11 protein-coding genes and 1 tRNA gene are annotated in these 20,736 nt (G+C 65.7%); 2 read left to right on the top strand and 10 right to left on the bottom strand.

Annotated features, from left to right (window positions below; all coding sequences use genetic code 11):
* Positions 1-304: 304 nt before the first annotated feature.
* From V7Q81_RS07345 to ilvD, 5 genes are all read right to left on the bottom strand, one after another.
* A complete protein-coding gene (locus V7Q81_RS07345; RefSeq protein WP_333841495.1) occupies positions 305-625 on the bottom strand; it encodes a c-type cytochrome in 321 nt (106 codons plus the stop codon).
* A 49-nt stretch (positions 626-674) separates the two neighbouring features.
* Positions 675-2,723 (bottom strand): thioredoxin domain-containing protein, encoded by a 2,049-nt coding sequence (locus V7Q81_RS07340; RefSeq protein WP_333841493.1) that lies wholly within the window; start codon positions 2,721-2,723, stop codon positions 675-677.
* 68 nt (positions 2,724-2,791) lie between these two features.
* Complete coding sequence (locus V7Q81_RS07335; RefSeq protein WP_333841490.1) at positions 2,792-3,739, bottom strand: PA2778 family cysteine peptidase; 948 nt, start codon at positions 3,737-3,739, stop codon at positions 2,792-2,794.
* Positions 3,740-3,743: 4 nt separating this feature from the next.
* Positions 3,744-4,136: a PA2779 family protein gene (locus V7Q81_RS07330; RefSeq protein WP_333841488.1), complete on the bottom strand. Its 393-nt coding sequence runs from the start codon at positions 4,134-4,136 to the stop codon at positions 3,744-3,746.
* 77 nt (positions 4,137-4,213) lie between these two features.
* Complete coding sequence (ilvD, locus tag V7Q81_RS07325; RefSeq protein ID WP_333841485.1) at positions 4,214-5,887, bottom strand: dihydroxy-acid dehydratase; 1,674 nt, start codon at positions 5,885-5,887, stop codon at positions 4,214-4,216.
* A gap of 96 nt (positions 5,888-5,983) precedes the next feature.
* Between ilvD and lgt the strand changes: the two genes are divergently transcribed.
* On the top strand, positions 5,984-6,784 hold the full coding sequence (gene lgt, locus V7Q81_RS07320) for a prolipoprotein diacylglyceryl transferase (protein WP_333841483.1): 801 nt from the start codon (positions 5,984-5,986) through the stop codon (positions 6,782-6,784).
* Between the two features lie 50 nt (positions 6,785-6,834).
* Positions 6,835-6,910: transfer RNA gene (locus tag V7Q81_RS07315), tRNA-Ala, on the top strand.
* A 124-nt stretch (positions 6,911-7,034) separates the two neighbouring features.
* Here the strand turns inward: V7Q81_RS07315 and V7Q81_RS07310 are convergent.
* From V7Q81_RS07310 to V7Q81_RS07290, 5 genes are all read right to left on the bottom strand, one after another.
* Positions 7,035-7,277 (bottom strand): hypothetical protein, encoded by a 243-nt coding sequence (locus tag V7Q81_RS07310; RefSeq protein ID WP_333841481.1) that lies wholly within the window; start codon positions 7,275-7,277, stop codon positions 7,035-7,037.
* 1,316 nt (positions 7,278-8,593) lie between these two features.
* Complete coding sequence (locus V7Q81_RS07305) at positions 8,594-8,719, bottom strand: hypothetical protein (protein ID WP_333841478.1); 126 nt, start codon at positions 8,717-8,719, stop codon at positions 8,594-8,596.
* Between the two features lie 461 nt (positions 8,720-9,180).
* Entirely contained in the window at positions 9,181-10,515 is a 1,335-nt protein-coding gene (locus V7Q81_RS07300; RefSeq protein WP_333841476.1) for a phenylacetate--CoA ligase family protein, read from the bottom strand.
* A gap of 32 nt (positions 10,516-10,547) precedes the next feature.
* A complete protein-coding gene (locus V7Q81_RS07295) occupies positions 10,548-11,906 on the bottom strand; it encodes an HlyD family type I secretion periplasmic adaptor subunit (protein ID WP_333841474.1) in 1,359 nt (452 codons plus the stop codon).
* Positions 11,897-20,596, bottom strand: a complete 8,700-nt coding sequence (locus tag V7Q81_RS07290) for a calcium-binding protein (protein WP_333841472.1) — start codon at positions 20,594-20,596, stop codon at positions 11,897-11,899. The genes V7Q81_RS07295 and V7Q81_RS07290 overlap by 10 nt, the downstream gene beginning before the upstream one ends.
* Positions 20,597-20,736 lie beyond the last annotated feature (140 nt).

The following is a 20,736-nucleotide window of genomic DNA, read 5'->3' as shown; positions in this document are numbered from 1 at the left end:
GCGCGGGGGCCTGAGCTTGAGGAGGGGGGGCCTCCTCCTTCTTGCCGCAAGCGGCAAGGGCGAGCAGCGTGAAACCAAGGACTAACAGGCGCAGGGGCTCAGCACGACTCATGGGGGTTGCTCCTCGGGTGGCATGGTGGAGAGAGCGTCCACGACGGGTACCGGACCTTCAAAAAATCCGGAACTTAAGCGAGGCTGATTATCGGGGCTCGCCCAGGGGCTGTCAATTTGGCCGCTGTGACGGTCGGCCCGAAAACGAAAGCCGGCAGGGCCGGCCTTCGTAGCCAGGGTTCAGGATGAGGTTTTACTTGTGGGCGAGGTACCACTCCACCATCTTCTTGATGTCCTCGTCTTTCAGGTGAGGATGAGGCGGCATGGGCACTTGGCCCCAGACGCCGGCGCCGCCCTTCTTGACCTTTTCCGTGAGCTTGGCCACGGCGTCTTTTTGCCCTTTGTACTTGTTGGCGATTTCCTTCATGGAGGGCCCCACCAGCTTTTTGTCCTCGGCATGACAGGCGAGGCAGCCGCTTTTCTGGGCGAGCTCCTTGGCGTCTTGGGCAAGGGCAGGGCCCGCGACCATCAAGAAACCGGCCGCACCCACGATACCGATCAACACGTTTTTCATCCGCTTCTCCTTTTGTGCTCCCGAGGGTGACGATAAGGAAAACCGCATATTAGATGACTTTCTGCGAGTTGCAAACACGGCGCAACTCTTCCACCTGAGTGATGGCAGGCAAGCATTTAACGCCTTCGCATACCCAAGCGTTGACCGGCCCCGTGACCGGACGCCCTAAGGTGGGAGGAAGGTCGGGGTAATCGCCGATGGACAGGACCAGCCGGTGGGGGGCATAGGTCTCGTCCAATACCGCCTGCCAGCGGATGCGTTCGGCCGCTTCCCCGCGCAGGATCACAACCGTGGGCGGGGCGACGAGCTCCTCCATGGCGCGTAGCAGCGTGGCGAAGGCGCTCGGCTGGCGGGCGAGGGCCGGGTAGAAGAGGGCTACCGTCCGCTCCGCGGCCTCCAGGTAGCGATGCTCTCCCAGCAGGTGGCCCAACCGAAGCAGGGCAAGGGCCGCCACCCCGTTGCCAGAAGGCGTCGCTTGGTCGGCACCCGGCTTGGGCCGCAGGATCAGCCGCTCGTGGTCGTGGCTCACGAAGAAGAAACCCCCGTCTTTGGGGTCTTCGAACCGGGCAAGGAGTGCCTCCGCCAAATCCCGGGCAAAGGCGAGGTCCACGGGGCGGAACTCAGCCTGGAGGAGCTCCAGAAGCCCCTCCAGCAGGAATGCGTAATCGTCGAGATAGGCGTTCAAATAGGACGAGCCGTCCTTGTGGACAGCCAGCAGCTGTCCGTCGTGCCACTGACGGGTGCGCAGGAAATCGGCCGCCTGCCGCGCCGAAGCGATCCATTCGGGGCGGCGGAAGACGCGCCCGGCCCGCGCCATGCCCCGGATCATGAGGCCATTCCAGCTGGTGAGGATTTTTTCGTCCCGGCCTGGGCGCACCCGGCGCTCCCGGTGGGTGAAGAGCTTGGTGCGGGCCGAGGCAAGGAGCTCCCGGCAGCGCTCCCGCGGCATACCAGTTTGCTCGGCCACCAGCTTCAGGCTTTTGGCAACCCGGGGATGCCAGTGCTTGTTCTCGAAATTGGGGGGGCGGTCGAAACCGTAGTGGGGGGCCACCACGGCGTACTCTTTTTCCGTTAAGAGGGAAGCGACTTCCTCCCGGTCCCACACGTAAAACTTGCCTTCCTCGTGCTCCGAATCGGCGTCCAGGGCGCTGTAATAGCCCCCCTCGGGGGACTGCATCTCCCGCATGACCCAGGCGGCGGTGTCGGCCACCACCTGTTCGTAGAGGGGATCCCGGGCGAGCTGCCAGGCATCGGCGTACAGGGCGAGCAGGGGCCCATTGTCGTAGAGCATCTTTTCGAAGTGGGGGATGGTCCAGGACGAGTCCACGCTGTAGCGGCAGAAGCCGCCACCCACTTGGTCATAGATGCCCCCCTCGGCCATGCGGGTGAGGGTTAGACGCGCCATCTCTACACCTGCCCCCGCCCCTTCGGTGCCGGAGCGGGAAAGGCACAATTCCAGCTCGGCCGGGTGGGGGAACTTGGGCGCGGTGCCAAAGCCCCCATGGATCTCGTCGAACAGGGCGGCCAGCTCCCCGATGGCTCGGCGCGTGAGCGCGGGGTCGAAGGCGGGGCGGCCGGTGGGCGAAGGAGGAAGAGTGCTGGCCAGGGCCTGGAGCAGGGCCCCATTCTGGCGGCGGATTTCCTCCCTTTGGGTGTGATAGACCTCCGCCACCCGCACCAGGACGTCCTTGAAGCCGGGCAGGTTGTAGCGGGAGGTCTTGGGGAAATAGGTCCCGGCGAAAAAGGGCATGTGATCGTCGGGCATGAGAAACACGGTGAGGGGCCAGCCGCCGGCCCGGCCGGTGAGCAGGGCATGGGCGCTCTGATAGATCTGGTCCAGATCGGGGCGCTCCTCCCGATCCACCTTGATGTTCACATAGTGGCGGTTCATAAGCTCGGCCACTTCCGGGTCCTCGAAGGACTCGTGGGCCATCACGTGGCACCAGTGGCAGGCGGAATAGCCGATCGAGAGCAGGATAGGCTTGTCTTCGGCGCGGGCCCGCGCGAGGGCTTCTTCGCACCAGGGATACCAGTCGACCGGATTGTCGGCGTGCTGGCGCAGGTAAGGGCTGGGGCTTTGGGCGAGACGGTTGGGCATGGCGGGAATTTCCGAAGGAGTATGCTCCTATTCTCCCAGGATGCGCCCGGGAGACGAACCTGGAGGAACTACTGGGCTTCCTGGATCGCTTCCAGCGTCGCCCGGTACAAGGAGAGCCGAGGGCCGCCCAGCGAAACCGCACGCTGGGCAGCGGCCAGAGCCTCGCCTTTCCTTCCTGACTCGACCAGCACCTGGGCTAGATTGTTCCAGGCATCCGCCGAGTGGGGGTGATCCCGGACAGCCTGCCGGTATGCCGCCTCCGCGGTGGCGAGATCGCCCCGGGCATAGGCGGTGTTCCCGAGCCCGATCCGGGCGGGCAGATTGTGGGGCCAGCGCTGCAGGGCCGTTCCGTAGGCCTGGTGGGCGGCGCTCGCATCCACCCGCTCCAGGGCCACTGCCGCCGCCACGTAGGCGTGTTCTTCTGCGGTCGCCGGCAGCCGCTGCGGTGCCATGGCCACCATGGCCCAATGCTTGCTTCGCGCCCAGGTGCGCTCGAAGCGGCTCCAGGACATGGTGAGCCGCCGGGTGGTGCCGGAGCGCAGCACGATTTCCTGTGCTCCCTGGTCGTAGCCCACCACCACTGCGTAGTGCCAGACGGGCCACAGATCAAGAGCCAGGTTCTGAAGCACCACCACGGGATTGCCCGCCGCCACTTCCCGTAGCACGTCCTCCAGCCGGGGCGCCAGGGGGTAGGCAATGAGCCCATGGCGGCGGGTGGCCGCTTGCATCTCCACCTGCAGGGACCCTTGCCGGGCGGGCAGGTACACCAGGGGGACGAGCGCTGCGGGGGAAGTGTCCACGCCAGCGTGGACTAGCACCGTGGCGAGGGCCGCGGGGCCACACTGGTAGCGCTCTTGGGGATAGAAGGGTGCGGCGTCGATTTCTGCCCGCGGGGGCAGGTCCGCCGGGTGCTCCTTGAGCAGGCGAGCCGTCTGGGGCGCCGCGCACCCAGCGAGCAGGACGAGGAGAAGGAGCGCTGCCCCCGCCCGGGGGCGGGGGACTGATTCGCGACGCAAGGCGCTATTTGATGGTGCGAGTGAAGGGGAAGACCTTGGTCCAGCCGAGCAGATCGGTGATCAGCAGGATGACGAAGATGACGAGCAGGGCGCCCACCACCGCGCCCACCCCGTCGCCCCCCGCCGGCAGCGCGTCTAAGCGCTCGGCCAGGATGCGCGCCTCCTCATCGCTCAAAGCGGCCACCCGGGCTTCCACTAGGGCAGGGTCGATCCCCATCGCTTGAAGCTGGTCCCGGACCTCCTGCCGGTCAAGATGGCGCTGAATCTCGCTCCGCGGCAGGTTCGCCGCCACTTCCTGGGTGCCTACCAGGCCGGCTTGAGCGGGCAGGGGTCCCCCCAGTCCCGCAGTGCACACGATAAGGACGCCGGCGATCGACCGATTGAGCTTGTGCATCATTTCTCGACTCTCCCTAGAAAGCGCCGCTGGACAGGCGCGCTGCGGGCAGCATAGAAGAGCCCTCGGGAAGGCGTCAATCAATCCGTTACGGCACCCCGGCTGGCGGAGGACACCAGCTTCGCGTACTTCGCCAGCACGCCGCGGGTGTAGCGGGGTTGGGGTGGCTGCCAGGCCTGGCGGCGCCGCGCGAGCTCCTCCTCGGGCACGTTGAGCTGGATCAGCCGCTTCTGTGCGTCGATGGTGATGGAATCGCCTTCGTTCACCAACGCGATGGTGCCGCCCACCGCGGCTTCGGGCGCCACGTGGCCGACCACCATGCCCCAGGTGCCGCCGGAGAAACGACCATCGGTGATGAGCCCCACCGACTCGCCCAAGCCCGCGCCGATCAAGGCGGAGGTGGGGGAGAGCATCTCGCGCATGCCGGGGCCTCCTTTGGGGCCCTCATAGCGGATTACGATCACGTCTCCGGGCCGGATCTTGCCGCCGACGATGGCAGCCATGGCCTCAGGCTCGGAATCGAACACCCGGGCCGGGCCGGTGATGGAGGTCTTCTTGAGGCCAGTGATCTTGGCCACGCACCCCTCGGTGGCGAGATTGCCCTTGAGGATCGTGAGATGTCCCTGGGGATAGAGGGGGTTGTCAAAGGGACGGATCACGTCCTGGCCCGCGGGTGGGTGCTCCGGCACGTTCTCGAGCAGCGCGCCGAGCGGCTTGCCGGTGATGGTCAAGCAATCGCCATCGATCAGGCCATGCTTGAGCAGTATCTTCAGCACCTGGGGCACGCCGCCCGCCTGGTGGAACTGGGTGGTGACATAGCGGCCGGAGGGTTTCAGGTCGCACAGCACCGGGACCCTCTGGCGCACCCGTTCGAAGTCGTCCAGAGTCCACTCCACCTCCGCCGCATGGGCGATGGCGAGGAAGTGAAGCACCGCGTTGGTGGAGCCGCCCACCGCCATGATGAGCGCCACTGCATTCTCGATGGATTGACGGGTGACGATCTGCCGCGGCAGGATCTGCTTCTTGATGGCTTCCACCAGCACTCGGGCCGACTCGGCTACACTGTCGGCCTTCTCCGGATCGGGATTGGCCATGGTGGAGGAATAGGGCAGGCTCATGCCCAGGGCCTCGAAAGCGCTGGACATGGTGTTGGCGGTGTACATACCCCCGCAGGCGCCGAAGGTGGGACAGGCGTTCTTCTCTACCCCGATGAAGTCCTCCTCCGACATCTTGCCGTGGGTATAGGCGCCCACTGCTTCGAAGGCGGAGACGATGGTGAGATCCTGACCTTTCCACTTGCCGGGCTTGATGGTGCCGCCGTAGCAGTAGATCGCCGGCACGTTCATGCGCAGGATGGCCATCATGCCGCCAGGCATATTCTTGTCGCACGCCCCCAGCACCAGAACCCCGTCCATGAACTGGCTCTGCACCGCGGTCTCGATGGCATCCGCGATCACCTCTCGGGAGACCAGGGAGTATTTCATTCCCTCGGTGCCCATGGAGATGCCATCGGTCACCGTGGGCACGCCGAACATCTGGGGCATGGCCCCTGCCGCCTTGAGCGCCGACTCCGCCCGAAGCGCGAGCGGTTGCAGGCCGGCATTGCAAGGGTTCATGGTGCTGTGGCCGTTGGCGATACCCACGATGGGCTTGTCGAAGTCTTCGTCACGGAAGCCCACGGCCCGGAGCATGGCCCGATTGGGGCTGCGCTCCACGCCCTGGGTGATGATGCGGCTGCGCGGGTTGTTGGGCACGGTGAAATCTCCTTCGAACTCAGTCGCCAGCCAGGACGGCGGGCGACGGGGTAAACTATACAAACCCCAATTCTAGCCGAAAGCCGCGCCCTTACCGTGCTGGTTCACCCCCAGTTCGATCCCGTCGCCATCCACCTTGGGCCGCTCGCCGTGCGCTGGTACGGGCTCATGTACCTGGTGGGATTCCTCGGGGGTCTTTGGCTGGGCAAGCGTCGGGCACGCACCCATCTGGAGCTGGGCTTTACTGCCCGCATGGTGGATGACCTCCTCTTCTATGTGGTGCTGGGCGTCATCCTCGGCGGCCGGCTGGGCTATGTGCTCTTCTACAAGCCCGCGGAGTATTTCGCCGAGCCCTGGCGCATCCTTTACCTGTGGGAGGGGGGCATGTCCTTCCACGGCGGCTTTCTGGGAGTGATTTTCGCTCTCTGGCTGTTCGCCCGGCGAAACGGGCTTTCCTGGCTCGCCGTCACCGACTTTATCGCACCCCTGGTGCCCATTGGGCTGGGGGCAGGGCGCATCGGCAACTTCATCAACGGGGAGCTGTGGGGCCGTCCCACCGCAGTGCCTTGGGCCATGGTCTTCCCCCAAGTGGACACGATTCCCCGACATCCCTCCCAGCTTTATGAATTCGCTCTAGAAGGCGTGGCCCTTTTCGCGCTGCTCTGGTGGTTCTCGGCCAAACCGCGGCCGAGGGGTGCGGTCTCCGCCCTGTTCCTGATGGGCTATGGACTGCTGCGCTTCCTCGTGGAGTTCGCCCGCGAACCCGACGCCTTCCTGGGTTTCCTGGCCCTGGGACTCACCATGGGCCAGTGGCTGTCCGCCCCCATGTTCCTGGCGGGCGTAGCGTTGTGGCTCTGGGCGTACCGGGGGCACAGCACCTCGACGGATCGCCCCTAGCCCCGCGATTTACGCCCGCGGCGTTTGTCGGTATCATGGAGCCCCTTCGTGGGGCGGTAGCTCAGCTGGGAGAGCGTCGCGTTCGCAATGCGAAGGTCGGGAGTTCGATCCTCCTCCGCTCCACCATTTTCTCGTATTGCCCCGGTCGGGGCGGGTCCGCTTCCGATCCACGATCTGTTTCCGTGCTGGCATACGCCACGGCTGAGGCGGCGGCTGGACTGTGTTGCCCTTATCGAAAGCGGGCTGCCGCTCAGAACAGCTCATAGGCCAACACGAACCCGGCGACGGTCATGAACAACAGCCCCACCATGAACGTGACGTCGGCGATCTTCTCCAACATGAGGGAACGGGATTCGCGCACGGCCAGACGCATCGAAGCGTAGGACAGGACCGCGCTCACCAGGAAGAACACGGAATCGAGCGCAAATGCCTCGGCGATGGAGTGTTGGCCGTGGCGCACGCCGAGTATTTGGGTGATGCTGATCACCGTCATGCATACACCCACCATCATCGAAGAATTAGGCAGGATGTGTTGCGACAGACTGGAGTGCATGATGTTTTCGGGCTCGAAAAGACAGGTCACGGATTGGACTGGGCAGGACGGGTGCGGTTCCGTCATCGCGCGTGTCACCCGCCCCTCTTGTTGCCCATCGCCGGTTCAGCGCCGTGGTACCACCCGTGCGGCAGAGATGTGTGCGACGTGCCTGTAATGGCGAGCGCATGACAGACGGGGCTCGCGGGACGTGGCCGCGGCTACCCAGAACGGAGTTCAGGGCGAGTTCCCGCGCTGGCGCCGCTGCAGCCGATGGGCCCAGGAAGACGATGACTACCAGGGCCTGCCAGCGCTCGATCCGTGCGATGTCCCCGAGATGCCGCGCCAGCACTTCCCCAAACAGCCGGCCCGATCAACCAGGTCGGTTCCAAGGCCGCCTCCTCAACCGCGCTGAAGGCGCCGGCAATGTCAGGGACCGTTACCATTCGTTGCGCATCCAGCAACCGTTGCATTGGACCGCCGGCGATGGGCATCTGCAGGATCAGACGCATCTGCCGGCCACCGAGGTGGAAGCCGAGGCTTGCCCCGACCAGGATCTATAGGCCTACTTGCCGCAGCACTGCGTTGCTGACCGGTATTGACCACCGAGCCCGAGGGCCGGCCCGCTGCCGTGCTGGGCTTCACTTTCAACCTCGGCGCGGGGCGGCTTCAGGTGTCAGCACCGCAGCGGCCGGTGGATCAGCGAGACTGAATCAGGGCTCGTTAGGAGTTGCGCTGTTGGGTGTACGGCAGAGGTCTGGGCTGCCGGGTCTGGTTGGGCGGCGGGGAGCCGAAATTCGGCTACTGAGTGCGCGCTGAACCTTGCGGCAAGGCTTGCAGGCATTGGCCAGGTGTCGCACAAAAACCGCCAACGGCTCCCGGATCCTACGGCCCCGCACTCCTTCTTCGGCGGAAAAGCCGACTGGACATGAACCACACTATCTCATGCGCTGCTCGCGCTTCGGATTGGCCCCTTCGATCCTGGTATGAACCTGATAGAGTGGCGCTGGCTCGAGGCCTCGGTCAGATCTCGATTCAAGCTCTGGTCTGCCAATGCGTAGTTCGGGTTTTTGCCGTTACTGGCGGCCGATGTCGCAGAGCTGCAGCAGGTCGATGGCCTAGTCCCTTGGGCAAGTCGTTGCGCCCGAGACTGTTGGGCTCGTCAGAGTCTCGGACAGCCGGTCGCTGCCGATGGGGGTCGTGCAGAAGGCTTCGGCATTGTTCGATGAGGTGCTGCTCGATGCGCGCCGAGAGTACAAAACGCACGTACCACTGCTCTAAGAGCAGCGGCAACCGTTGCGGCAATACCCGCGAGCTTCGCTCATGGAAATCTTCATGTCCAGCAGCGCGTGCAGGTCGATACGCCAGTTAACCTTGTCGATCTCATCGATAAGCGGCGTCATGAAATCTTGTCGAAGACGATGTCATGCTGCCGCTCAAAAGAGCAGCCCGAGGCCTCGAAGTCTCGCAATGCGCGGTCCGGTGGAACACAACGACTGCTGCAACTGCGCAAGGATCTACCAGACTTCGGTGATCGTGGCCGGCAGACGCCTCCGGTATGCTTGTGAATGGCCATCGGCGAGACCATCAGATGGCTTTATAGTCGCTCCGGTCGCGCGCGAAAGCGCAGAGAATCTCGAAGGCGAGCGCATCGACGGCCCGTTTGGCGTTCGTCTAGTGGTGTTTGAAGGCCTAGACAGACTGTCGTAGAGCGCGAGACAGACAGGTCCCGGCGGTTCATAGGCCGAGGCATGGCGCGAGCCGAACCACAATGTGTGGTCGAAGCAGCGCAGGATGGTGCCGTCATCGAGTCCTTGCAAGGCGGTGTGCAGCCGGGATGCCAGCCGCTTGTGTTTCGTGTCTGTCATGCTTGTTTCCCGCTGTCTTGGATCGAGGAGATGAACTCCTCGAACTTGCCGCTGGCTGACAAGGGCAAGGGCGCATCGCCCACCTGCCATGTCCAGCGATAGGTGTGGCCGAGCATTTGCTCCAGCGCCCCTTGCAATCGTTGCAACTGTTCGGGGCTTGGCGCGGGCGCGCACACCAAACGTGCCGTAATGGAGTCCACTGCGGTCTGCTCGAACTGGTATTGGCGCAAGTGTGGGATGACCTCAAGCATTCGCCGGGTCTCCAGCACCGGCCAGAACCGCTTGCCCTCGGGACTCATTGCCATGTTGCGGGTGCGACCCATGATCCGGCGCAAGGTGGGCAAGCCTCGGCCACAAGGGCAGGTGGGGCCGACTTCGGCCCAGTCGCGCAGCGCATAGCGGACCAGGGGCATGGCGAAGTTGTGCAGATCCGTCACCACCACCTGACCAACCTCGCCCTCCCGGCAGGGCTGCCCTTGCTCATCCAGCACCTCGACCCGCAGGTCTTCCGACTGCACATGCAGCAGGCCGCTGTCCGGGCACTGCAGAGCGATGACGCCCACCTCCTGGGCGCTGTAAAGGTCGGTGATCGGCGCGCCCAGGATCTGCCGACATCGCTCGCGCAGCGCCGGGCTAACCGTGCCACTGACGGTGCGCACTTCGCGCAGGCGCGGTAAGGTGAGGCCTTCATGGTGCATGTGCGTCAGTAAGGCATCCAGGTTGGCCGGATAGGTGAGCAGGATGTCTGGATTCACCTCTTGCAACCAGCGCGACTGGGCTTCTACATCGGTCGCAATCGGCAAATACCAGGCCGGCCCGCTGTGCAACACGCCGCTCCATCGCCCCGGCTTCCTGGAATCGACCGGCTGCGGAAACTGGCGGATGATGGCCATGGTCGCGGAGAGATCGCGCCGGTGCCAGAGATGGTCGCGCAGTGTCGCCGCCTGCCAGAACAGTTGGGTGAGCGCCGTGCGCCGCACCGTGACGGGCTCGGCCGTCGAGCCGCCGGTTGCGATGTCGAAGGTCTTGCCATGGGCGCGCGGATAGGCGCTGGCTCGTATGGCATCGGCGTGCGTTTGCAGATCCGCGCGGGTCAGCAGCGGGATGTCGTGCCAACTGGCCAGAGCGTTGGGAAGACGCTCGTGATAGAAGGGGCAGTGGCGACGGGCGTGGTCGAGCAGCGCTCCTAATTGCCGATCCTGCCGCGACCGCAGTACCTCGGCCGACAACCATTGCGTGCTCTCCATCTGGAACAGCAAGGCGAGCACGGCGGCATCGCGTGCACCGACCACGGCGGGCCAGTGGATGCCGGGGACGTTGCTGGTCAGCACGTCGGTTAGCGTCGGCTGCGCTGGCGCACCCCTCATCGCTCCCGGCCTGCCTCGTGCCAGGCTTTCTGCAGCGGCGAGAGAAGATATTCGGCCACCGTGCGCCGACCCAGCAGAATCTCCGCCGTGGTCTGCATACCGACCGATAGCGGATACCGAATGCCATCCACTTCCAGCGCGTTTGCTTCAAGGGTAATCAAGGCCTTGTAGCGCAGCACCCGCGGCCCGCCGCCCGGCCACCCCTTGTCGCGGGCCTCTTCCTCGCTCTGGGCATCGGCGCTCACGTGTTCGACGGTGCCTTGTCCCAGGCCGTACTTCTGAAACGGATAGGTGGCGAATTTCAGCTTGACCGGCTGTCCCGGTCGCACGAAGCCGATGTCCTCGTTCGAGACCCAGACCTCGGCCTTGAGTCGCTCGTCGTGGGGCACGAGGCTCGCCAGCACGGTGCCCGGCTGCACCACGGTGCCGGCGGTATGCGTGGCCAGCTCCTTGATCACGCCATCCTGCGGCGCCTTCAATTCCATGAGTGCGCGCCGGTGCTGCTGCTTTTCCAGCTCCTTGGCCAGTTTATCGAGTTGCGCCTGGGCTTCCACGCGCTCGGCGTGCAACTGCCGCACATAGTCGGCTTCGATCTGTTTCAACTTTTTCTGCGATTGGTCGATCGCGGCCTGGGAGGAGGCGATCAGGTGTTTTTGCGTCTCCAGCTCCTGTTCCTTCTCGATCCGCTCGCGCCGCTTGTCCGATCCCATGAGCGCGCTGGCAAAGCCGTCCTTGACCAGCTTCTCGTAAGCCTTGTCCTGTTCGCGGTAGTGGGGCAGCACGGCTTCCAGCCGCTCCTTTTGCTGACGGGCGGCGGCCAGCTCCTGCTGTGCCTTGATGAGGCGGCTACGCTCTTCTGCCAGGGCAGCGGCCAAGGCATCGCGGTTGGCCTGGTACTGGGCGGCGGCCTCGAGCAGGAGGGCCGCCGGCGCCTGAACCCGCGGCGCAAAGGGCTGGCCTGTCAGCTCCGCGTCGATGCGGGCCACCTGCAAGCGGCGGCGGGCGTATTCGGTGGTGATGGCCGCAAGATCGGCTTCGGTAATCAGCGCGTCCATGCGCATCAGGGTTTGTCCGGCGCGCACGGTTTCGCCCTCACGCACCAGGATTTCCTTGACGATGCCCGCTTCCGAGGGCTGCACGATCTTGAGGTAGCTCGCCGGCACCAATTTGCCTTCGGCCACCGCCACGATGTCCAGCCGTCCGAGCAGCACCCAAAGGATGAGAAAGGCAACCAGCGCCAGGAGGGTCCACAGCACCCGCCGCCCCAGGGGGTTGGGGGCGGTTTGCTGCAGCCGGATGAGCGGTGGCAGGAAGTCCTGCCAGTCTTCCAGCCCCCTGGTTCCGATCAGGCGCATGGGATCCGCTCCATCCCTTCGCGCAGGCCGGCGAAGCCTTTGAGTTGGGCTCCCGCCGCCAGCCCGACGGCATCGCCGTGGGTGCGCAGCCAGGCATTGCTGCTGGACGCAAGTCCCCACAACAGCCCCGAGAGGTCGGCGCCTTGTCCCTTGCCCAGCCACGTCGCCACCCCCTGCCGCTCGGCGTCCAGCCGGTTCAAGGCCTGCAGCAGATGCTGCCAGTGCGCTTCGATCGCCTGGCCGTTGCTCGAAGACGTGGCCTGCCCGTTGGATGGGGCGGGCGGCGTGAGCCAGCGCTCGAACCAGCCGGCATCCAGACTTCCCAAAGGACTCTTGTTCGCCGCCGCCGTGGGGTCGACCTTGAAGCCATCCAGGAAGCGATCAAGGAGATCGTCTTTCTGTGCCTTGTTGCCCGGGTTGCCGGGGCTGGTACCCGCACCGTCGTTCTGGTTGACCGCGTGACCCGGCGGCGGCGCGTCGCAACCGTTGCCCAGCCCCTCGTTGCCCTTGGATGCTGTCGGCAGCACGGTCTTGTTGCCGATGCTGATACGGAAGACATCCGAGGCCGCGGAGCAGACGCCATGGCCGTCGCTGGCCACCACCTTGACGTCGATGGCGGGGGTCTTGCCCTGCGGCGCCGTGCCGCTGAAGGTCTGCGTCGCGGCATCGAACTTGAGCCAGGTGGGCAGCGGCTTGCCGTTCCCCAAGGTCGCGGTATAGCTCAAGGTGTCGTTGCGGTCGCGGTCGGTGAAGCTGCCTGCGGGCATCTGCCAGGAGAAGGCGCGGCCCTTGGCCAGCTGCACGTCGGCGAGCTTGCGGGTCAGCACCGGGGCATCGTTGTTGCCGCTCACGGTCACGGCGAGTTCGCCGGAAGAGGCCGCCGTGCCGTCGCTGGCCGTGTAGGCAAAGCGGTCGATGACGGTCTCTCCCTCGGCCAGGCCCTGCACCTTGCTGGCGGCGTTGTCCAGCACGTAGGCGTAGCGGCCATCGGGCAGGAGCTTCAACCAGCCGTATTCGCCACGACGGATGCCGGCATCCGTCACAGTGAGCGAGCGGCCTTCCGGATCGCGGTCGTTGGCCAGCACGTTGCCCCAGGTGATGAGCTTGCAGTCTTCGCTGACGTTGGCCGCATCGGGCGCGGTCACTGGCGGCAGGTTGCCGGCGGTGATGGTCAACGTCAGGCTCTGGCTGGCAGAAGCCCCGGCGAGATCCGTCGCCGTCACCCGCAACTGGACGCTGCCGGCGGCGGTGGGTGTGCCGCTGAAGGTGCCCGTAGCGGCATCGAACAAGAGCCATCCGGGCAGTGCCTCGCCACTGGCCAGCGTCGCGGAGTAGGTCAGCGCATCGCCCGCATCGACATCGAAGAAGGCCCCGGCCGGCAACTGCCAGCTGAGCGGCTCACCCACGCGCCCATTCTGGTTGGCCAGCGGCACGCCGACTTGCGGGGCGTCGTTGGTGTTGGCCACCGCGATGGCGAAGGTCTGGCTTGCCTGTGCGCCGGCGGCATCGGTCGCGGTGAGCCGGATCGGGACGCTGCCGACGTCGTCATTCGCAGGCAGGCCGGAGAAGGTGCGCGTTGCCGCATCGAAGGCAAGCCATGCCGGCAGCGCCGAGCCATCGGCACGGGTCGCCGCGAGGGTGAGCACGTCGCCCGCATCCACGTCGCGGAAGGCACCTTGCGGGACGGTGAAGCTGAAAGGCGCATCCTCGGTGGCTTGCTGGTCGGCAATGGACTGAACCACTTCCGGCGTGTCATTGGTGTTCTGCACGGTGACGTGGAAGCTGTGAAGGGTCGAGGCGCCCAAAGCATCTATGCCCTGCACGATGACATCGATACTGCCCACGTCGTCGTTCTCCGGCGTGCCGTACAGCGTGCGCGTAGCGGCATCGTACTGCAGCCACTGCGGCAGGCGTTCGTACCCCGACACCGCTACGCGGGTCAGGATGGCGTCGCCGTCGGCATCGATGAAGAGATCGTCCGGCAGCACCAGGCTGAATGCCGCATCTTCCAGCGCCACTTGGTCGTCGATGGGGTTGGCCACTTCCGGTGCGCGGTTCATGAATTCGCGTAGCGTGACAGCGGTGCCATCGGCGAACTCGAAGGTATCGATCACCGTGCCGCCCGATGCGCCATCCGGAGCGTAGTTGGCAACCCGCACCACGTCGCCGCCGGCACCGTAGTGAATAAGCAAGTCGTCGCCATCGACTTCCAGCCGCACATCCTCGCGGGCGATGCCTGCACCGAAGGTCAGCACGTTGCCGATGCCCGCATCGAGATCATCCTCGATCACGTCCTCGCCATCGCCCAGGTTGACCACATAGGCGTCACGCTGGGCGCCGCCGCGCAAGACATCGTTGCCCAGACCGCCGGTGAGCACATCCTCACCGTCGCCCGATTCCATGACATCGTCGCCGTCGTAGCCGTAGAGCCGGTCGCCGACGTTGGTGCCTGCGAGGGCGTTGCCCGCGCTGTCACCCTCGACCACGAAGGTCCAGGACACCAGCGTGGCGTAATCCACCACTGTTCCGTCGGCGAACTCGAAGCGCTCGACCGCGTGGGAACCGAGTGCATCCTCGGGGTCGAAGCCGGACAGCCGCACCACGTCGCCCGCATCGCCGTAGGGGATGAGCAGGACGTGCCCGCCGTTGCCGTCCGCCTCGAAACGCAGGTTGTTGCGTAGCGTATTCGGATCGATGCCGGGGCCGAAGCGCAGCACGTTGCCCGCATTCTCTCCGGCCACGTCGTCAATGGTGACGATGCCGTCGCCCAGATTCACGACATAGGTATCGTTGCCGCCTTCGCCTGAGAGCACATCGCCACCCGGCGTGGCTTCGATCAGGTCATGGCCGTTGCCGCCCCGGATGCGATCCGAGAGCGCCGTGCCCTTGAGGGCATCGCCTTCCTCGGTGCCAAAGATGTCGAAACCGCGCGAAAGCAGTTCCTCGTAGCCGATCTCGTCGCCATTTGGCCCAAAGCGGAAACGCTCCACGGCGCGCGGGCCCAGCGGGTCTTCCGGATCGAAACCTGAGAGACGAATGCGGTTGCCGGTGTTGGCAAGATCGAGGATCAGGAAGCCCTCGGCATCGAAGGACAGGCGCACGTCATCGAGCGTCGTGCCCTCGGGCAATACCAGCGTGTTGGGCGCGTCGCCGTTTTCGGTGTCGATGATCGTGTCGCTGCCCGCATCGGCGTCGATGATGTACAGGTCGCCTCCCGCGCCGCCGCTCAGGGTGTCGTCAGACTCGCGGCCCTCGATCCAGTCGGAAAGCGCCGTGCCGGCCAGTACGTCGCGCTGGGGCGTGCCGATGATGCGCACGCCGCGCGAGAGCAGGTCGTCGAACGACAGGCTGATGCCCTGCCAAGGCAGGCGGATTTGCGAAACCGGGGCCTGCATGCCTTCTGCGCGCGGATCGAAGCCGGCGAAGCGGATCATGTCGCCCTCTTCAGTCAGGCGCAGCAGCAAGTCGCGCCCATCAAACTCCAGGCGAAGATCATCGGCGTTGAATTCGCCGGTGAGCTCGATGCGGTTCGCATCCTGCGCGCGCCAGGTTTCGGCGATCAGGGTTTCGGTGGGGCGAGTGCCCCATTCTTTGTGGATGCGGTAGGTATCCGATCCCGCGCCGCCGACCAGGCGATCGGCGCCGCCGTTGCCATTGAGCACGTCATCGCCGTCGCCGCCGATCAGGGTGTCGGCAAACGGCGTGCCATCGAGCCAGGCGCCTTCATCGGCAGCGATTTCGGTCTTGCCGGTCGCCTCGATCGCCTCGGCCACGATCTCGGTGCCGTCGGCAAAGCGGATGATGTCCACCGAGCGGGTCTGTGTGGCCCGATTCGGCTCGAAGCCGCGCAGGATCACCCGGTCGCCGGGCTGATTGGCGAACTCGATCACCAGATCGCCATTCTGTTCCGAATAGCGTAGGTCTTCGGGCCGGATGCCGGGGCCGAAGGTCAGGATGTTGGGCGCGTCGTCGACGTAAGCTCCGCCGAAGCCGCCTTCACCGCCATCCCATCCACCGCCCCAGTTGAGCACGCGGTGGTCGTCGTCGATGATCACTTCACCGTGGCCAGGCTGATAGACGTAGGTGTCGCCGCCCCATTCGCCGAACAGCTGGTCGTTGCCGGCGCCGCCCGTGAGCGTGTCCGAGCCCCAGCCGCCGTGGATCACATCGTCCCCGGCGCCGCCGTCGAGCACGTCGTCGCCCTCGCCGCCGTGGATCAGGTCGTTGCCCTCGCTACCCAGGATGGTGTCGTCCCCAGAGAGCCCCAGCACGATGTCGTTGCCCGCGCCGGCATCCAGCGTGTCGCCGCCGGCGGTGCCGTAGAGCACGTCATCGCCATCGGTCGGGGCATTGTTGGCCAGATTGGCAGAAGCGAACAGATCGCCGGACTGGGCATAGGCCACCGCTTCCAGTCCGCCCGCCGGGGCCACCGTGCCGGTCAGCTCGAAGCCCGTGCCGTCGAAGGCGAGCGGCGTATCGGCCGTGGCGCCGGTCAGCGCCGCGGCGTTGGCCTGCAGCCAGCCCGCGAGATCAAACACGCGCGTCTTGCCGTCCGCATCGACGAACTGGATGCGTTCCAGATCGCCCGGCAGATTGTTGATGCGTGTGTTGTCGAGCGTGATCGACCCGCCCGCGCCGCCGTCGATCAGCAGCATCACGCAGCCATCGCGGTCCAGCGCCGCCGAGAGCATGGCGGGCGAGACCGTCGTGCCAAAGGACAGGGTGTCGGTGCCTTCGCCCGTGCGCAGCGTGTCGTGGCCGTCGCCGTGGTTGAAGACGACCACGTCGTCGCCTGCGCCGGTGTCGAGGTTGTCGTTGCCCGCTTCGCCTGCGACCAGATCGTCCCCCGCGCCGGAGTAAACATTGTCGTCACCGCTACCAGCAGACACCCGGTCATTGCCAGCTTCGAGGTGGACGTTGTCGTTGTTGCCGCGCGAGCGCACGGTGACCGACTGGCCGGTGTCGTCGACAATGTCGTCATCGGCCTGGCTGCCGACGATGTCGCGTGAGTCGCCCCAGGAGCGCTCCTGCCAGCCGTGCTTTCCGCCATCGGCGCGGGCCATCACGTCGGCCAGCGTCCATTCGGTGCCGTCGTCGAAACGGAAACGCCGGATCGCGCCGCGCCCGAGGTCGTCCCAGTTATCGGAGCGCACGATCAGCGCGTCGTTGCCGCCGATGCCGATGACCAGATCGTAATAGCCGACCGCATCAGGAGCGCCATCCCATGTGCGGTCGCCCAGTTGCACCGATACGTCCTCGGGCCGGATGCCCGGCGCGAACACCACGGTGTCGTTGGCCACCGCCAGGCTCGCGCCAAAGGCATTGTCCAGGCCCATGCCCGGGGCGACGATATAGCTGTTGTTGCCCGCGCCGCCGTAGAGTGTGTCCCGGTCGGCGCCGCCATCGAGCAGGTCGTCACCGTCCTCGCCAAAGAGCTCATCCCGTCCGGCGCCGCCGGTGAGCACGTCGTTGCCCTCGCGGCCGTAGAGGGTGCTGTCCTTCTCGGTGCCGGTCAATGTGTCCCCGCCCGGCGAGCCGTAGAGGATTTCCGCGCCTTCGCTGACATTCAACTTGGCCAGCACGTCGTTCGCATTCAAACGCGCGCCGTTGGCGAACTCGAAGGCATCGATGCGCGGCCCACTGTTCAGCCAGTCCTTGATGCGCACCGCATCACCCGACGCGGTGACGGTGGCGATCAGGTCGTTGCCCTCAAGGGTGAAGCTCACGTCGTTCTGGCCGATGCCCGGCTTGAACAGCACGCGGCCGTCGTTGTCGGCGATGGTGTCCTGGCCATCGCCGGTGCCAAAGCGGTAGGTGTCGTAGCCACCCAGATCCTGGAACTGGTCGTTGCCCGCGCCGCCGTCCAGCGTGTCGTCCTGCCAGCCGCCGACGATGGCATCGTCCCCGTCGGTGGCGGCCAGCGCCCGCGCGGCCAGGGCGCTGCGATCCCACACCGTGCCGTCGGCAAAGCGCAGCTGCTCAATCCCTCGCTCGATCGACCCGGGGTTGGCCTGGCCGTGCACGGTAAGCTTGCTGCCGTCCGAAAGCCGAACGGCCATGTCGCCTTGCAGCGTCCAGCGCACGGTGACGTCAAGCGGAGCGATGCCCGTGCCGAGTTCCACCACGTCCTCGCCGGCGGTAGAGCCTTCGACGATCACGTCCTGCCCATCACCCAGGCCGAAGCGGTAGGTGTCGGCGCCCGCCCCGCCTTCAAGCCAGTCATTACCAGCGCCACCGACGAGCAGGTCGTTCCCGTCACCACCCAAGAGTTCGTCGTTGCCCTCCCCGCCCGCCAGCGTGTCATGGCCGGAGAGTCCCATCAGTTTGTCGTTACCGGCACCGCCTTCGATCAGATCGTCACGCCCGTTGAAGCCGCGCAGCTCGTCGTTGCCGGCCTCACCCAGGAGGCTGCGGGACTTGATCGCCTCCGCATCCCACACGGTGCCATCGGCAAAAGCGATTTCCTCCACCGCGTAGCGGTTGCTCTCGTTGAAATGGTTCCTGACGGTGAGCGTCTCGCCGGTGTCGCGCAGCGTGATCTTGAGATCGTCGCTGACCTGCCAGCCGTTGACCGTGCGCACCCGCTCCAGCCGAACGTCGGAGGGCAGCACGCCCGCCTTGAGTTCGATGCGGTCGATCTCGCCCTGTTGCCAAGAATCCTCGATGATGGTGTCGTGCCCATCGCCACGGCCGAAGCGGTAGGTATCCCCCTCGCCGTTCCCGTCATAGACCTGATTGCCTCGCTGCATCCCGCCGCCACGCAGCACGTCGTTGCCCGCGCCGCCGTCCAGGATGTCGCGGCCCGCGCCGCCCAGCAGCAGGTCGTCGCCATCGCCGCTTTCGAGCCGGTCGTCACCGCCGTTGCCGATGAGGGTGTCATCGCCGCCCTGGCCGGTGAGCACATCCGCCACCCGCGAGCCGAGGATGGTTTCCGCCTCCTCGCTGCCCGCGAACAGGGTGGCCTGCACGTCGGCAAAGTTCAGCACCGTGCCATCATGAAAGGCGATGCGCTCGATGAGCCAGGGGCCGTTGGCTCCATTCCAGGCTTCGTCGAAATACTGCTTGAGCGTCACCTTGTCATCCGTGCCGCGAATGGCCAGCACCAAGTCCTGGCCATCGCGGATGAACTTCACATCCTCCCGCGCCACGCCTTCCTTGAACCGCAGCGTGTCGCTGTTGCCTGCCGTGTAGTCCCCGTCGATCACCGTATCCTGCCCGTCGCCCCGGCCGAAGAGGTAGGTGTCGTTGCCGTTGGCAGAGATTTGCGGCGTGGTGTTGCGCTCGACGCGATAATTGCCGTTCTCCCAAATCCCGTTCCAGCCCGTGCTGCCGATCAGGAGGTCATTGCCCGCGCCGCCGTCGAGGATGTCGTTGCCGCCGTTGCCGATCAGCGTGTCGTTGCCGGCCTGGCCGGTGATCGCATCCCCTGCGGAAGAGCCGTGGATCGTGTCGTCGTTCTCGGTCGCCGCCGCGACGGTGGCGCGCAGCGCATCATCGTGACTCCACACCGTGCCGTCGTCGAACACATACTGGCCGACACCGTTGCGGCCCCACCCGTAACCGTTTCTTGGCACGATGAGCATCTCGCCGGTATCGACGATGGTGAAGACGAGGTTGTCGTTGTCGTCGGCGCTGACCCGGATGTCCGCCGGGGTGAGGCCCAAGAGGCGCACGGTGTCGCGCTGGATGCCGTTTTCCGCGGAGTCGAGGAGGGTGTCGTGACCAAAGCCGCGTCCGAAGACATAGGTGTCGGCCCCGGATTCGCCGTAGAGCCGATCATTGCCCGCGCCGCCGGAGATGAGATCGTCCCCCGCCCCGCCATAGATGCGGTCCTCGCCCCCCTGGCCGAACAGGCGGTCGTTGCCCTTGTTGCCTGAGAGGCTGTCCTTGCCGTCGCCTGCAAGAACGATGTCAGCCTTGTCGGTGAGGTAGGCGTTGTCGTCGCTGGCAGTGAGCCGGCGCACCTTGAATTCGTCGAGCAGCGCTTGAATGCCCGCCGTCTGCGGCAGGGTGTCAATCAGCGTGTCGAAATCGGCCAGCCCTTGCCAATTGGTACCGGAGAGGAAGCCGCTGGCGTAGCGGTCCAGATCAAGCAGGTCGGCGAGATAGTTCTCGGGGTCGGCGGTTTTCTTCGCCGCGAGCATCTGGTTGAGGCGCGTGGCATCGAGCCGGATGCCCGTCTCGTCAATGAAGAGCTCGATCTGATCGAGATAGGGCTTGAGCCGCGTCTGCAGCACGAGGCTGGCGTAGACGGACTCCTTCAGGCTGTCGTAGGCCTGCTGCAAGAGATCGAGCTGGGCTTGCGCAAAGCGCACCGCCAACAGCCCGCGCCCCGGTTCGAGCGCCGGCGCCAGGACCTGGGCGCGCGCCCCGGGCGCCGCGGCGTCCGCTTGCGCCGTCAATCCCCAGTTGGCCCCCTCGGTCTGGGTTTTCTGCTGCGGCAGGTTGAAGAAGTACTGGCCGTTGAAGGCCTCCAGCACGTGCAGCTTCTGCTTCCAGGAACGGATCAGGTTCTTGTAGAAGTCGTCGAGCAGGGGATCGTCTTCGTTGCGCCGCAGCCGGCCTTCGTTGCCGGGGGCCGCCTCCACGCCGTCGGCCGGCTTGAGATGGGCGCTCCGCTGCACAGCGCCAAAGGCGAGATATTCGACGTAGTAGCGGCCTGCCGCGCGCGCTTCCAAATCCTTGGCCATCCCCGAGGTATCGGCCCAGGCAGTCAGCAGGGAATCGAGCAGGGCTTTTTGTTCGGCGCGGGTGGGGGCCGCCTGGAACTGGGCGAGCAGCGCGGCCAGGGAAGCGGATTGGGCGGCGGCCTCACGCAGCTCGCGCACCT

The organism is Pelomicrobium sp., assembly GCF_036803785.1.
GTDB lineage: Bacteria > Pseudomonadota > Gammaproteobacteria > Burkholderiales > UBA6910 > Pelomicrobium.
Note: the sequence above shows the minus strand (reverse complement) of the source record. Positions and strands in the feature narration are given on the sequence as shown.